The 12,967-nt window shown below is 72.2% G+C and carries 13 protein-coding genes; 5 read left to right on the forward strand and 8 right to left on the reverse strand.

Annotation, left to right across the window (positions count from 1 at the left end):
* Positions 1–108 precede the first annotated feature (108 nt).
* Complete coding sequence (locus tag CA983_RS46890) at positions 109–279, forward strand: hypothetical protein (protein WP_167407505.1); 171 nt, start codon at positions 109–111, stop codon at positions 277–279.
* A gap of 22 nt (positions 280–301) precedes the next feature.
* Here the strand turns inward: CA983_RS46890 and CA983_RS31055 are convergent, their stop codons facing one another.
* A complete protein-coding gene (locus CA983_RS31055; protein ID WP_086604142.1) occupies positions 302–697 on the reverse strand; it encodes a winged helix-turn-helix transcriptional regulator in 396 nt (131 codons plus the stop codon).
* 71 nt (positions 698–768) lie between these two features.
* Here CA983_RS31055 and CA983_RS31060 point away from each other — a divergent pair, with 71 nt between their 5' ends.
* Together CA983_RS31060 and CA983_RS31065 are read left to right on the forward strand one after the other, a co-directional pair.
* Positions 769–1,638: an MBL fold metallo-hydrolase gene (locus tag CA983_RS31060; RefSeq protein ID WP_086604143.1), complete on the forward strand. Its 870-nt coding sequence runs from the start codon at positions 769–771 to the stop codon at positions 1,636–1,638.
* A 173-nt stretch (positions 1,639–1,811) separates the two neighbouring features.
* Positions 1,812–3,812 carry an Ig-like domain-containing protein gene (locus tag CA983_RS31065; RefSeq protein ID WP_086604144.1) on the forward strand — a complete coding sequence of 667 codons (2,001 nt, stop codon included), beginning with the start codon at positions 1,812–1,814 and terminating at the stop codon, positions 3,810–3,812.
* Between the two features lie 352 nt (positions 3,813–4,164).
* Here CA983_RS31065 and CA983_RS31075 read toward each other — a convergent pair whose 3' ends face one another.
* The 6 genes from CA983_RS31075 to CA983_RS31105 all read right to left on the reverse strand — a co-directional run bounded on the left by CA983_RS31075 (position 4,165) and on the right by CA983_RS31105 (position 11,114).
* Positions 4,165–4,650, reverse strand: a complete 486-nt coding sequence (locus CA983_RS31075; RefSeq protein ID WP_086604145.1) for a hypothetical protein — start codon at positions 4,648–4,650, stop codon at positions 4,165–4,167.
* A gap of 106 nt (positions 4,651–4,756) precedes the next feature.
* Positions 4,757–6,172, reverse strand: a complete 1,416-nt coding sequence (locus CA983_RS31080) for an extracellular solute-binding protein (protein ID WP_086604146.1) — start codon at positions 6,170–6,172, stop codon at positions 4,757–4,759.
* Positions 6,172–9,033 carry a vWA domain-containing protein gene (locus CA983_RS48320; protein ID WP_244207175.1) on the reverse strand — a complete coding sequence of 954 codons (2,862 nt, stop codon included), beginning with the start codon at positions 9,031–9,033 and terminating at the stop codon, positions 6,172–6,174. Before CA983_RS48320 ends, CA983_RS31080 begins: the two co-directional genes overlap by 1 nt.
* 4 nt (positions 9,034–9,037) lie before the next feature.
* Positions 9,038–9,328 carry a hypothetical protein gene (locus tag CA983_RS31095; RefSeq protein WP_244207176.1) on the reverse strand — a complete coding sequence of 97 codons (291 nt, stop codon included), beginning with the start codon at positions 9,326–9,328 and terminating at the stop codon, positions 9,038–9,040.
* 170 nt (positions 9,329–9,498) lie between these two features.
* Positions 9,499–10,560, reverse strand: a complete 1,062-nt coding sequence (locus CA983_RS31100) for a serine/threonine-protein kinase (protein ID WP_086604148.1) — start codon at positions 10,558–10,560, stop codon at positions 9,499–9,501.
* A 263-nt stretch (positions 10,561–10,823) separates the two neighbouring features.
* Positions 10,824–11,114, reverse strand: coding sequence for a hypothetical protein (locus CA983_RS31105; protein ID WP_143645590.1), 291 nt, complete (start codon positions 11,112–11,114; stop codon positions 10,824–10,826).
* 88 nt (positions 11,115–11,202) lie between these two features.
* Between CA983_RS31105 and CA983_RS31110 the strand changes: the two genes are divergently transcribed.
* Together CA983_RS31110 and CA983_RS31115 are read left to right on the forward strand one after the other, a co-directional pair.
* Positions 11,203–11,643, forward strand: coding sequence for a hypothetical protein (locus tag CA983_RS31110; protein WP_086604150.1), 441 nt, complete (start codon positions 11,203–11,205; stop codon positions 11,641–11,643).
* A gap of 93 nt (positions 11,644–11,736) precedes the next feature.
* Positions 11,737–12,708 (forward strand): hypothetical protein, encoded by a 972-nt coding sequence (locus CA983_RS31115; protein WP_086604151.1) that lies wholly within the window; start codon positions 11,737–11,739, stop codon positions 12,706–12,708.
* On the opposite strand, the gene CA983_RS31120 is transcribed toward CA983_RS31115, so the two are convergent.
* The coding region (locus CA983_RS31120; protein ID WP_143645591.1) for an aminotransferase class I/II-fold pyridoxal phosphate-dependent enzyme at positions 12,605–12,967 on the reverse strand (363 nt) is incomplete at its 5' end. The genes CA983_RS31115 and CA983_RS31120 overlap by 104 nt on opposite strands.

Here is a 12,967-nt window from a genome sequence, read left to right on the forward strand (position 1 = left end):
CCCCCTGCCCCTCTTGCCGTTCGGCTCGGACAGCCCCTAGGTTAAACGCAGAGTTAAACGCGCTTAATACGCTGCTGTCGTAGTCGCCGCCCCTGTTGCGAGGTCGCCGTGCTCGAACGCACACGCACCGCCGAGCGGTATGCCAGAGGCTTCGCCGCCGCCGTCGTCGCTGTCGCGACCCTACTGCTCGCGGCGAACGCGGGGCCGGCGAAAGCGGCGGAGCCGCCGGAGCTCCGCGGTGTCCAGTTCGAGGCCGAGGGGGGCGGGGACACCCCTTGAGCCCTGTCCGATGGGTCTGGGCTCAGCTGAGGGCGTCCCGTCGCGCCGTGCCCCACTCCCACATGCTGCGCACCACCGGCTCCAGCGCCCGGCCCTGGCTGGTCAGGAGGTAGCGGACGCGGGGAGGCCAGCCGGGGGTGCGGTGCCGTTCGATGACGCCCGCGCTGGTCAACTGGGCCAGCCGGTCCGAGAGGACCTTGTCCGAGAGGGCGGGCAGGGCGGCGGACAGCTCGGAGTAGGTGGCCTGACCGCGGCGCAGGAACTCGCGGAGTACCAGGGGCGTCCATCGGCCGCCCAGCGTGGCGATGGTGATGTCGACAGGGCAGTGCGGTTCGTGGCCCGGCGGAACGAGGGCGCTGTCCGGACAGTCCGCCAGAGGGCCGTCGTCCTGATCACGCGCCGGTGCGTGTCCAACCATTTGGTGAGTCACGAAGGGCCCCCCTAACGTCCGTCGCGAACAGCCCGCCGATCTTCCTCCAGGGGGCCCTCATGCGTATCCACCACCTCAACTGCGGTTCCTTACGCAAGATTCCACCGCTCGGCAAAGAACCCACGACAGGCGTCGTGCCCCCCGAACTGCCCGCTGTCTGCCATTGCCTGCTCATCGAGACGGACTCGGACGGGCTGATCCTGGTCGACACCGGCCTCGGCACCGCCGATCTGCGGCACCCTGACCGGTCGCTGGGTACGGACTGGGTGGCCTACGCCCAGCCGGCGCTGGACCCCGAGGAGAGCGCGCTGCACCACGTCGTCCGCCTCGGGTACGCGCCACAGGACGTACGGCACATCGTGCTCACCCACCTGCATCGCGACCACACGGGAGGGCTGCCGGACTTCCCCCACGCACGGGTGCATGTGCACCCCGACGAATACCGGGCCGTGACCGACCCGGCGGCAGCGCACCACCGGTACAGCCTCGACCGCTTCATGCCGGCACACCGGGCGCACACCCCGCTGCTGACACCCGCAGTCGTGGAGGAGGGCAGGGAGTGGTTCGGCTTCCCGGGCGTGGCACGGCCGCAGGGGCCTGCGTGCGAACTGCTGCTGGTGCCGCTGCCCGGCCACTCGGCGGGACACGCGGGCGTCGCCGTACGCGACGGCGACGGACGGTGGCTGTTGCACGCGGGCGACGCGTACATGTATCACGGCGAGCTCGAGCACACCCCGCCCCTTTCCCACCCCGTCCTCGAGCCGGTCCAGCAGGGAGCACAGACCGACGCCGCGGCTCGCGTCGCGACCCGCGACCTCCTGCGCGGCCTCCGACGCGACCATGCGGACGAGGTCACCGTCTTCAGCGCGCACGACCCGTGGGAGCTTTCCCGCCTCGCCGCCCTCACGGGCTGGGGTCGCGGCCTCTAGCCTTCGATCACTCACGGCCGCACGCGCCGCTCCCCGTCCACCGCGCCCCAGTCGCCCGTTCACGCCGACGTCTTGATTCCCGGTTCCCGTGTGTCAGTGGAGTGCTCTAGCCTGCGCAGGCTGATCACTTCTTCCGCTGATCACTTCTTTCGTTCCGGGGGGTTCGAAAAACCGTGCACAGACGCACTCTCTCGGCCGCGACGGCGCTCGCGGTCCTCTTCAGCTCGGTCGCGCTGGTCGCGACCGGCGCCGGGTCGGCGGTGGCCGATTCCAGTACGATCCTGCCCCTGAAGTCGACCGGCGACATCGTCGTCGACGGGGTCCACCAGCGGGTGTTCATCAGCGACCCGACCGCCGGCCAGGTCGTCGTCACGAACTACGCCGGCACGGTCGTCGGCACCGTCGGCTCGCTGCCCGGCGTCCACGGCCTGGAGCTGTCGCCCGACTCGGGCACCCTGTACGCGGCCGTGCACGACGCGACCGCGATCGTCGCGATCGACACGGCCACGGCGACCGAGACCCGCCGCTGGTCCACGGGCCAGGGCGCCGGCCCGGCATACGTCGCCCTGGCCGGCGGCAAGCTGTGGTTCAGCTACGGCGCCTCCGGCGACGGCAACATCGGCTCGCTCGACCCGAACGCCACCGACCCGGGCCTCACCCTGGGCCAGGACACCAGCCGCACCTTCTACGAGGCCCCGATCCTGGACGCCTCCCCGGGCGCCCCGGGCACGCTCGCCGCGGGCGCGCCTGGCCAGAGCCCGGTCGAACTCGCCGTCTACGACGTCTCCTCCGGCACGGCCAGCCGTACCGCGTACGCCCGCGACCCGGGCAGCACGGGCGGCGGCAACCTCCAGGATCTCGCGGTCACACCGGACGGCAGGGACGTCGTCACGGCCAGCGGCGCCCCGTACTACCAGCCGGTCTACAGGCTCACGGACCTGTCAGCAAACGGCAAGTACGTCACGAACACCTACCCGAACGCGGTGGACATCGCTCCGAACGGCGACGTCGCGGCGGGCACGTTCTCCTGGTACGACCCGGACGTCCACGTCTTCAAGCCGGGCACCTCGATACCGCTGAAGCAGTACGACTTCCCCAACACGGGCAACAGCAGCGGCGCCGACACCCTGGCCCCGGCGGGCCTGGCCTGGGCACCCGACGAGAGCAAGCTGTTCGCGATCTCCGAGAACGACAACAACGTCTACTCGCTGCGGATCCTCGACGCCCCGACGAAGACGTCCACCACCCTCACGGCGAACGCCCCCGCCACGGCCACGCGCGCCAAGTCCCTCACCCTCACCGGCACACTGTCCTCCTCGGCGGCGTTCCCGACGGGCACGAAGGTCTCCGTCACCCGCACCGACGACGAGTCCCCGTCCGGCAAGCCGCTCGGCACGGCGACGGTCGCCGCGGACGGCTCGTACTCCTTCACGGACACGCCGCCGGCCGGCGGCAAGGTGACGTACAGGGTCACGTACGCGGGCGACGCGGACCACGCGGGCGCCACGGCCTCCGCCTCGACGACCGTGGCGAAGACGGCGACCACGCTGACGCTGACCAACAACGGCAAGGTGTACGACTACGGCCGTGACGTCACCTTCACCGCGCACCTCGGCACGACGTACAAGAACCGCACGGTCGAGATCTGGGCCGACCCGTACGGCTCCGACAAGCCGAACACGCTGGTGAAGAAGGGCACGGTCAACTCGGACGGCGACCTCTCGGCGACGATCCGCCTGACCCGTGACACGAAGGTCAGCGCCAAGTTCACGGGCGACACGCGGTACGCCCCGAAGACGGTCACCAACTCGGTCTACACCAGGGTCAAGGTCTCGACGTCCCTGAGCGGCTACTACAAGTCGGCGACCGCGTGGAACCAGAAGTACTTCTACTTCCGCCAGTCCAAGGACCCCGTCCACAACACGACGATGTCCATGTACCCGGGCCGCAAGTACCAGCTCCGGGTCCAGCGTTACTCCGACGGCGCGTGGCGCACCACGACCACGGAGTACTTCGCCCTCGACCGCTACGGCAAGGACGCGGCGACGCTCGACGGCACGCCGCCGGTCGGCCCGCGCTTCCGGATCCGCTCGTCCTACATCGACACGAAGTCGGGCGACAACGTCAACACGACGACGTACGGCGGGTGGAAGTACTTCGTCTTCACCCGCTGACGCAGGTGTACGCCCCACGCCCGACCGGCGCGCCGCGGTGCTGATGACGCGGCGGCCGGACGGGTGGGGGGTGCGTGTGGAGGTCACGGACACCTGCCCGCGCCGGTAAGGAATTCGATGAGTTGAATTCCAGGGGTGGGTCCCAGAGTTGAATTCAGTCAGTGCGAATTCCCGCGCGCACGAATGTAATGCCAGCCGAAGTAACACACCCCGACCGCTCCACCGGCGGCGCCAACCGCACAGGCCGCCGTCGCCCACGCCGCCATGTCCTGCGTGATCCACAAGAGGCTCACCACGACCAGCGCCATGGAGAACAGCAGGCGTTCTCCATAGCCCGGGCCGCGACGGCCGGTCAGTCCCCGGTAGCCGTGCACTTGTACGTCACGCCCTTCATCCTGATGTCGCGGTACCCCACCTTCACGGTCGGGCCGGCGGGGGCGACGTCCGTGCCGCCGCCACCGCCGCTGTCCTTCTTACGGCAGTAGTAGCCGAGCGCATCGAGCTTCTTGATGTCGCTCATGGCCTGGTACTTCTTGTAGGAAGCGATCATGGCGGCCCGCCTCTGCGCAGGTGTCGCTTCCTTCGCCTTGGTGTATGCGTAGCACCCGATGCTGGCGCCGATCCCCACCCACGAAGCGCCCTTGGCCAGGGCCTTGGTGAGGCCCGCCGCGCCGCTGCCGATCCCCAGCACCGCGCAGATCTCGTCCGCGCCGGCGCGGAGTTCCGGCTGTGCCGGAGCGGCCTGTGCCGCCTGCGCCCCGACGCCGCACAGCGCGCCGGTCATGGCGAAGGTGATGACAGCGGAAATTCCCTTGCTTCGTATGCTCACGAAGTCCATCCCCGTTTTTCGCGTTTTTCGAATTGCATGGTCAGTGCGATAAAGACGCTACCCACCGGGGCACACGCAAGCAATGGAGGAAATGTGAACATCATCGGGAGGAGATTCAACCGGGCAAAATTTTCCTCAATGCCTCGTCAAGGCTTTTCGCGACCTCCGCGTCACCCGGCCGGCTTCCGCCCGGCCCTCTTGGCGGGCCGTACAGGGCGTCGAGTTCGGTGGTGAGGGTGTGGGTCACCGCTCCGTACAGGGGAGTGCGGGGGCGTTCCACCGCGGCACGCAGGGCCGGGCGCAGGATGGCGCGGAAGTAGCTGGTGCCGTCGGCCATCCGGTCGGGCGGCGTGCGGCCTGTGCTCTCGCCGGGGGTGGGGGACGCCGTGGGCCCTTCGGCGTACGCGCGGGCGTGCCGGCAGTCGGGGGCGGTGCCGGCCTCCTCGTAGGCCGAGGAGCGGGTCGCGGCGAACCCGGCGCGCAGCAAGCAGCGTTCGCTGTCCGGATCGGTGAGGAACGCGATCAGTTCGGCCGCCTTCGCGGCGCGCTGCTCGGACGTGGAGGAGGTGACGGCCAGGCTCTGGCCACCGAGCACGGCCTTGCCGGGCAGCCGGGCCACACCGAGGTTCTTCCCGAAGGTCTCGTGCAGGGTCGGGTAGACGTACGGCCAGTGCCGCAGGAACGTGGTGCGGCCCTCGGCGAAGGCACTGAGCGACTCGGCCTCGCGGGACTCGTCGGATCCCTCCAGGAGGTACGGCGACTGCGTGCGCTCCCGCAGTTCGGTCACCCCCCTCGTCAACTGCTCCTCGGTTCCGACGTAGTCACCGTCGTCGTCGGTCAGCCGAAAGCCCGGTACGGCCGAGGCGAACGCCTCGATCGCGTTGACGGTGCGGCCCTCGTAGGCGGCGAGCTGGGTGGTCCAGATCGCCTCGTGGTCCTCGATGTCGGCTCTGTCGAGCGCGCCGAGCAGCTGCCGGAGTTCGCCCCAGGTGACGTCGTCGCCGAGGTCGGTCCGGGATGCACTCGCCTTCACCAGGTGGTCCTTGCGGTAGTACAGCAGGCCCGCGTCGCTGTTGAAGGGGACCGCGTACCGCGTACCGTCCCAGTACGACGTGCTGTCGACGGATTCGATGAGATCCTCGGGGTCCTCGACCGCCGAGTCGCTCAGCGGGCGGATCAGGTCGGCCTCGGCGAACTCCGGGATCCAGGTCACGTCCAGGTTCACCACGTCGTACTCGGCGCTGCCGGACTGGAGGGCACCGAGCAGCTGGCTGCGCTGCTGGTCGGCGGAGCCGGGCAGCTCCACCAGGCGGGCCCGGTAGCCGTGCTCGCCCTCCTTGGCGTTCCAGGCGTCGATGAGCTGCTGCCGGATGCCGTTCTTGCCGGTGACGTCCTGGCCACTGGCCACCACGATCCGGGGGGAGGAGTCGGCGGCGCCCGCCGGCTGCTGCTGTGCGTCACCACCGGTGCAGGCCGTGAACGTCAGGAGCGACAGCAGGGACAGCGTGGCCGCCGCCAGGCGTCGGGTCATCATTCCTCCCCCGTTCCGGTGCGGGCGACCTCGTCGCGCAGGGTGGGCACGAGGTCGTCCCCGGCGTCCAGGCAGCGGCCCCGGCCGGCCTCCGCGATCCGCGTGCCGGGACGGTCCCGGTCACAGGCTCCGTTCTTCAGGGTCACCATGGCCACGGGCACGCCCGCGGCCCGGGCCCGGTCGAGCACCCGCTCGAGTCCGTCGCCGGTCAGGCGGTTGTCGTCCTCGCCGTCGGTGAGGTGCACGATCAGCTGCGGCCGCTCGTCCCCGGCCCCGCGTTCCCGCATGAACGCCAGGGCGTCCAGCAGGGCGGCGGACGGATCGGCTTCCGCGTCCCGCACCCGGGCGGCGTCCAGGGCGCGCTCGGCGTCCCGGCGGGCGTGCGTGCCGAAGGGCAGGAGGTCGGTGTGGGTACGGCCCTTGAGACCGTGCACCGCCCACACCCCGTACTCGTCCTCCCCGCCGAGCCCGGTCAGGGTCTGCTCGATGATGCCGGGGCCGCCGCTGGAGCCGTCCCACAGGCCGGCCATCGAGCCGGAGCTGTCGAGGAGGAACAGGACCCGCCCGGGGCCGTGCGCGTTGCCGTACCGTTCCAGCGCCGTGTCCATCTCCGACGGTTCGGCGGAGTCGGCCGGCCGGATCTCGTCGATCAGCCCGTCGCGGACCGACTTCGGGTCGAGGAGGCTTCGCTCGCCCTGTGCGGACCTGAAGCCATGCTCGCCGAGCGCCTTCCGGCCTTCGTCGCCGGTCAGCCAGGAGCGGAAGCGGTCCGTCTCGGCGCTCCGCGCGTCGGCGTCCCGCACAGCGTCCTCCCAGCGCACCCGCACGAACGTGGGTTCCAGACCGGGGACGTCATCCGGGTAGACGGCGGTGCGCGGGGCGCGCGTGGCCGGGTGGCAGTCGACGCCGCTCCTCAGCAGGAACTCCGGGACCAGGGCCACGCTGCGGTCGTCCACGGCGTCGGCGTCGGGCAGCGTGCACAGCAGCCTGACGGCCGAGGACTCGGGACGGCCGGACTGCGTGATGAGCAGCTCCGCTCCGCGCGCGTCCGCTCGGCCGCCGTACAGGCCGACCGTCGCCAGCAGCGCCGAGTCGGCGAACTCCGGGTCGGGGCGGCGCACTTCGGCCTCGCCGGGTGCCTGTTCGAGATCGGTGAGCAGTTGCGACAGCGTCCGCCCGGTGGGCTCGACGGCGTCGTCCAAGCCCTTGGGGACGGCCAGCACGACCGGTGAGTACGCGAACGGCTCGTCGTCCGCCGTCAGATGGGCGAAGACGCGGTCCTCCTGGGCCGCCGTGACCCGGCGGACGTCCGCGCGGGTGGCGGGGATCCACACGTCCGGCTGCGGGCCGATGTCCCGCTGCGGGTTGTCGTCGTCGCGCGGCCGCTGCCAGGCGTCGGTCCGCTTGCTCAGCGCGGTCACCACGCCTGCGGCCCCGGCGCTGTAGACGGTGACTCCGCTGCGCCGGCAGCCGTCGTCCGTGGTGTTGGCGTCCGAGGCGACGTAATCGTCCGCGGCCGCCTTGATCGCCGGTTCCAGATCGGGGTCGGTGAGGAGACGCAGCTCCAGTGCGGGCCGACAGCTCCCTGAGTCGCCGATCAGAACGAAGAGACCGTATCCCCCGACGACGCCGGTGAACAGGAGAGTCAGCAGAAGGATCAGGACGGTACGACCGAGCCGCTCGGCGACGGCCCGGAACAACGCGAGAGGGCGCTCGAGCAGCCGGAACCAGCGACGACGGTCGACTTCCGTGTCCGTGTCCGGGTCCGGGTCCGGGTCCGGGTCCGTGTCCAGGCCCGTATCCGGGTCCGTGTCCGGGTCCGTGTCCGGTGATGGCGGGGACGGAGACGTGGACGACGACGCGTCGGTCGGCGTGGGTGCCTGGGCGGGCGCAGAAGGCTGTGCGGGTCCGGGAGCCGACACGGCAGCGGTGAGGACAACAGTCTCCGGAACCGGCTCGGGCTCAGGAGCCGTTTCGGGCTCAGGAGCCGTTTCGGACTCAGGAGCCGTTTCGGACTCAGCAGCGGGTTCGGACTCGGGAGTCGTTTCGGACTCAGGAGCGGGGGTCGACGCGACGGCAGGCGCAGCCGACCGCACAGGCCCCGCCGCCAGCAGCACGTCCGCGCCCGCGTCCCAGGGAGGGGCCAGCGCCTGCGGCTTCTGCGGGTCGTTGTCCTCCGCCTCGTAGCCCGCCTCGTCCATCCGCTGCTTCACCTGGAGAAAGAGGTCGGACAGCCACACCTCCCCGCCCCCGTTGAGGACGCGCACCATCTCACGGGTGAACGGCGTCGCGACGTCGGCGTCCCCGCCCAGGATGCAGCGGTTGGGCTGCACGCTCATCAGGAGGAGGATCTTCTCCCTGCTCTCCTGCGGAGCTTCGAAGCGGTGCCAGATCGCCGCGGCGTTGCCCGCGTAGCAGCAGTCCAGGATCACCAGCACCTTCTCGGCGCGGCTCTCCGGGGCGCAGAGCTCGCTCAGCACCCCCGCGAAGCTCACCGCACCGGGCAACTCCTCGCCCGCCACCATCCGCGCGGTACGCATCTGGAGGTGCAGCTTGTGGGTGTGCGTGTCGGTGACGACGGCGTGACCGGCGAAGTAGAGCAGCAGCAGCCCCTCGGCCTCGCGGACGGCGCGGTGCAGCGCGCCCGTGAAGTCTCCCCGGGACGGCGAGGCGAGCGGCCTGATCTCTCCCGCGCCGAACACCCCGCCCCGGTACAGCGCGTCCTCGAGCGTCTTCCGGTTGTGCCGCACGGCGGGAAGCTGGCCGGTCACACCCTGCGGATCCGGCGCGGTGTGGTCGTACTCGGACACACCGACCAGCAACGCCCGGTTCGCTCTGCCGCGCGGGTCGAAGCGGCTCACCGGACTACTCCCCGTTGGGGCCCAGCCGGCGGATGTCCGTATCGGGTTCGCCCCCATGGAGCCTGCGGCGGTTGTTCTTCCAGGTCTTCACCGCGCGAACGGTGTAGTCGGTCAGCGCCACGACCGTCGCGACATCACTGAGCAGCTTGAGGACGAGTTCGACATCGGGCCCCAGCCGTCCCTTGGCCCCGTCCGTCCTGGTCCGCTCCTCGATGCGCAGGTGCTGGCCGGAGAGCAGTTCCTCCAACGGCTCGTCCCGCTCCAGCCAAGCCCGCAGCGCTCTGACATCCTCCACGGTCGCACCGTCGCCCAGCCGGACGCGCACGCCTAAGACAGCCACTTGCTCCCCCTCTGTCATGCCCGACATCATGACACCGGGTCAGGCCTCGGCGGCAGACCTGTGACACGACCTGAGCAAGCCATTGCACGCCCCCTTCACGCCAGGCGCACACGGCGCACGCGTGGTCAGGGCTGGGTCTGCAACTGCCGCAACTGCCGCTGCACATGATCGAGCGCCCCCTCGCGCCGCCCGGGGACCCGTCCCCGCAACTCGGCGAGCGCGGCGCCCAGTTCGCGGGCGCGCGCGGTGTCGCGGATCTGGCCCCACTGGTGGTGGGCCCGGTCCACGGCGGCCTCGACGGCGGGCGCGTCCGGCGCCTGCCCGGCGTTCAGGCGGACGGTGGCCACCATCAGCCAGGTGTGGCAGCTGCGGCCCGCGTCCCCGGCGAACATCGCCAGGTCGGCCCGGACCTCGGCCCAGTGCAGGGCCTCCTCGGAGGCAGGCCCGTGCGCGGCGACGGCGGCCTGCTCGTGCCGGGCGGCGAGCGCGTCGGCGTCCAAGTGGCGGCCGGACTGGACGGCGGCGGTGATGGCGGCGTGCGGATCACCGGCCGAGGGGCCCGGCGTGCTCAGCACGATGTCCGTGCCCGCGCTCTCCGGCGCGATCCGGGCCAGCGCCTGCTGGTGCAGCTGCTCCAGCGGCGGCCGGAAGCCGCTGCGCAGGATCGTCGCGACGGCCTTCATGTAAGCCGGTGCCGCGACCGTGCGTCTGGACGGCGGGGGTGCGATGCGGCCGTGCACGGCGTTGCCGCGGCCCGAGTCCAGCGGGGTGCCGCGCAGCAGCTCCCAGGTCTCGGCGTCCGCGTGCAGGTCGAGCAGGAGGGTCGTCGCGCCGGACGGCCTGAGCCGTAGTTCGTCCCGGAACCAGTGCCAGGGGAAGGCCGTGTAGCGGGCGGTGGACGCGGTGGTGCGGGCCAGCGCCAGGTGGGGCAGGCGCTGGCGGCGGTCGAGCTGGAGCTGGCCGGTGACGTACACGGTGAGCGGGCCGGGGGCCGCCGCTGCGGCTCGCAGCCGCGTGAGGACGGCCTGCGGCTCCAGCGGGTCGGCGAGTTCGACGACGTTGGCGGTGTCCGTGCCGGCCAGCACGCCGGGTGGGACGGCGGCCAGGACGGGGAGTACGGACGCGGCGTCCACCAGGCGCCCCTTGCCCACCGGCGAGGCCGCCAGCAGCAGCACGGTTCCGGGCATCTCGTCCCTCCCCCTGTCGATCACGTACGGCAGCACCGTAACCGCTGCCGCTGCAAAGGTGGGCCCCAGGACCGCAAACGTCCGCCTTCGGGGGGCTTCGCCCCCTCCTCGGGGACGCTCCGGCGGCGCACGGCGAAGACGGTGGTGTCGTCGGCCGGGTGCCCGCCGCAGTACCGCAGCGTTCGGTCCCGTACGAAGGCGGCCGGGCGATCCGGTTCGGCGGTCCGGTTCGGCGGTGCGGGGGTCGTCGGCGATGGCCCGGGTCAGCTCCTCGGCGAGCCGGTGGAACGCTCCGGTGCCGTCCCGGCCGGTACCGTCCGGGCCTCCGTCCCGGGCTCCGTCACGCCGTCCGTCCCGGCCTCCGTCACGCCGTCCGTCATCAGCGGGGTTTCGTCGGCGGCCACCCGCACCCGCACCCGCCGCCCCGTGGGCGGGCCGGGCGCGAGATCCCCGAGGCCGAGCAGCCCGTCCCCGGCGGCAGGCCGCGTACCCGGTGCGGCCCGGCCGCCGGCGGCGGCGGCGGCCCATGGCGGCACGTCTCGCGTGCGGCCCACGGCGGCACGTCTCGCGTTCCGCCGACTTGCCGCCGGGTCCCCGCCGGTGTGCCCTGGTAGGCAGGGGCAGGGAGAGAGGAGAGCTCTCATGGCTCATGCGGCACCCGCCTCACGCACGGCGACCACGCGACGCCGTACACCCGACGTCTTCAGCCCGCGCACCCACGCGATGGCGAAGATCGCGGTCCCCGTCGTCCTCGGGCTCGTCTACGGCTACTGGGCCGCGGCCATCCGGCGCGACGCCGGGCCCATCACGGGCTGGAACCTGCTGTTCGGCTTCCTCACCGCGCTCGTGTTCGCCGTCCTGTACGTCGCCGTGCGGAAGGTCGCCCCGCGGCTGCGGCGCGAGCTCCACGCGCTGCTCTGGTTCGCCTTCACCGGCTGCGCGATCGGCTTCCTCTACAGCCAGACCGGCGAGTCCGTGCTGCGGTCCACCGGGCTGGGGCTGCTGGTCGGCGCGGGCGTCCTCGTGACGCTGTTCTACCGCTACTACACACGCGAGGACGCCTCCGGCCGGCGCGTGGGCTGACGGCGTACCAGTGCGACACGTTCGGCTCGGCCTGTGGGCCCGAATGCAGTCACCCCGGTCGCGGGCCGGACCCCCGGAGCCTTGCCTGGAGGGGTGTCCGAGCACGACCGGGCGCCCGTCCCCGAACAGGCGCCCCTCCTACGACCGCGGAACGCCCTGTCGGCCGTTCTGCTGGCCCTCGCGTGCCTGCTCCTGCCGTTCGGGACGCTCGCCTCCTGGGCGGCGCACGGGCTGACCGACACCGGCCGCTACGTCCGGGCGATGGCGCCGCTCGCCGCCGACCCGGACGTGCAGCGCGCGGTCGCGGACGCCGTCGGCGACGGCATCATGCGCGAGGCCGGGCACGAGCTCGACACCGGACCGCTGCGCGGCACGGTCGGGCCCTTCGTCCACGACGCGGTGCGCTCGTTCACCCGGACCGCGGCGTTCCGCACGGGGTGGGACGCGGCGAACCAGGCCGTCCACGACGCGGTGCTGCGGGCCCTGCGCGACGACAGCACGCGCGCCACCCCGGTCACCGTCGACGTCGCGCCGGTCGTCGCCCGGGTCAAACGCCGGCTCACCGACGACCACGTTCCGTTCGCCCACCGCATCCCGGCCCTGCACGCCAGGGTCCCGGTGCTCCCGGCCGACGACGTGGACCGACTGCGCAAGGGGTACCACGTGCTCGACACCGCCGCCCTCTGGCTGCCGCTCGCCGCCGCCGTGTGCGCCGTGGCCGGGACCGCCCTCGCCGCGTGCCGCCGCCGCGCGGTCACCGCGCTCGGCCTCGGCACGGCGCTGGGCGGCGGGCTGCTCGTCCTGGCCGTCGCGATCGGCCGCCGCCTCACCCTGGCCGACCTGCCCGACGCGCTCCACCGCCCGGCCGCCGGCGCAATCTACGACGCCCTCACGGCCACCCTGCTGACGGTGTCCTGGCTGCTGGTCGCCTTCGGCCTGGCGGTGGCGCTCGGCTCGTGGCTCACGGGCCGGTACGGTCCCCGGCTCGCCTCGCGGCGACGTGCGCGAGCGTCCGCAGCGCCCGGCGCAGATCCGGCTCCGGAGCCGACGCGAGCCCGAGCCTGACGGCGTCGGGCGTGTGGCCGGGGGCGACGGCGAAGGCGGGGCCCGGTGTGACGGCGATGCCGTGCGCGGCGGCGGCCGCCGTGAAGGTGTCGGCGCGCCACGGGGCGGGCAGCTCCCACCAGGCGAAGTAGGCGCGCGGATCGGACCGTACGGCGAAGCCCGCGAGCTCCTCGGCGAGGATCTTCTGCCTGCGCGCCGCGTCCGCCCGCTTGGCCGCCACCAGCCGCGCCACGGTCCCCTCCCCGGCCCACCTCACGGC

Origin of the sequence: Streptomyces swartbergensis (assembly GCF_002148965.1) — a bacterium.
Lineage (GTDB): Bacteria > Actinomycetota > Actinomycetes > Streptomycetales > Streptomycetaceae > Streptomyces > Streptomyces swartbergensis.

Coding starts and splice junctions, on each gene's coding strand:
- CA983_RS31110 (WP_086604150.1), top strand. CDS start 11,203: ATGGCTCATGCGGCACCCGCCTCACGCACGGCGACCACGCGACGCCGT.
- CA983_RS31055 (WP_086604142.1), bottom strand. CDS start 697: ATGGTTGGACACGCACCGGCGCGTGATCAGGACGACGGCCCTCTGGCG.
- CA983_RS31075 (WP_086604145.1), bottom strand. CDS start 4,650: ATGGACTTCGTGAGCATACGAAGCAAGGGAATTTCCGCTGTCATCACC.
- CA983_RS31100 (WP_086604148.1), bottom strand. CDS start 10,560: ATGCCCGGAACCGTGCTGCTGCTGGCGGCCTCGCCGGTGGGCAAGGGG.
- CA983_RS31080 (WP_086604146.1), bottom strand. CDS start 6,172: ATGACCCGACGCCTGGCGGCGGCCACGCTGTCCCTGCTGTCGCTCCTG.
- CA983_RS31060 (WP_086604143.1), top strand. CDS start 769: ATGCGTATCCACCACCTCAACTGCGGTTCCTTACGCAAGATTCCACCG.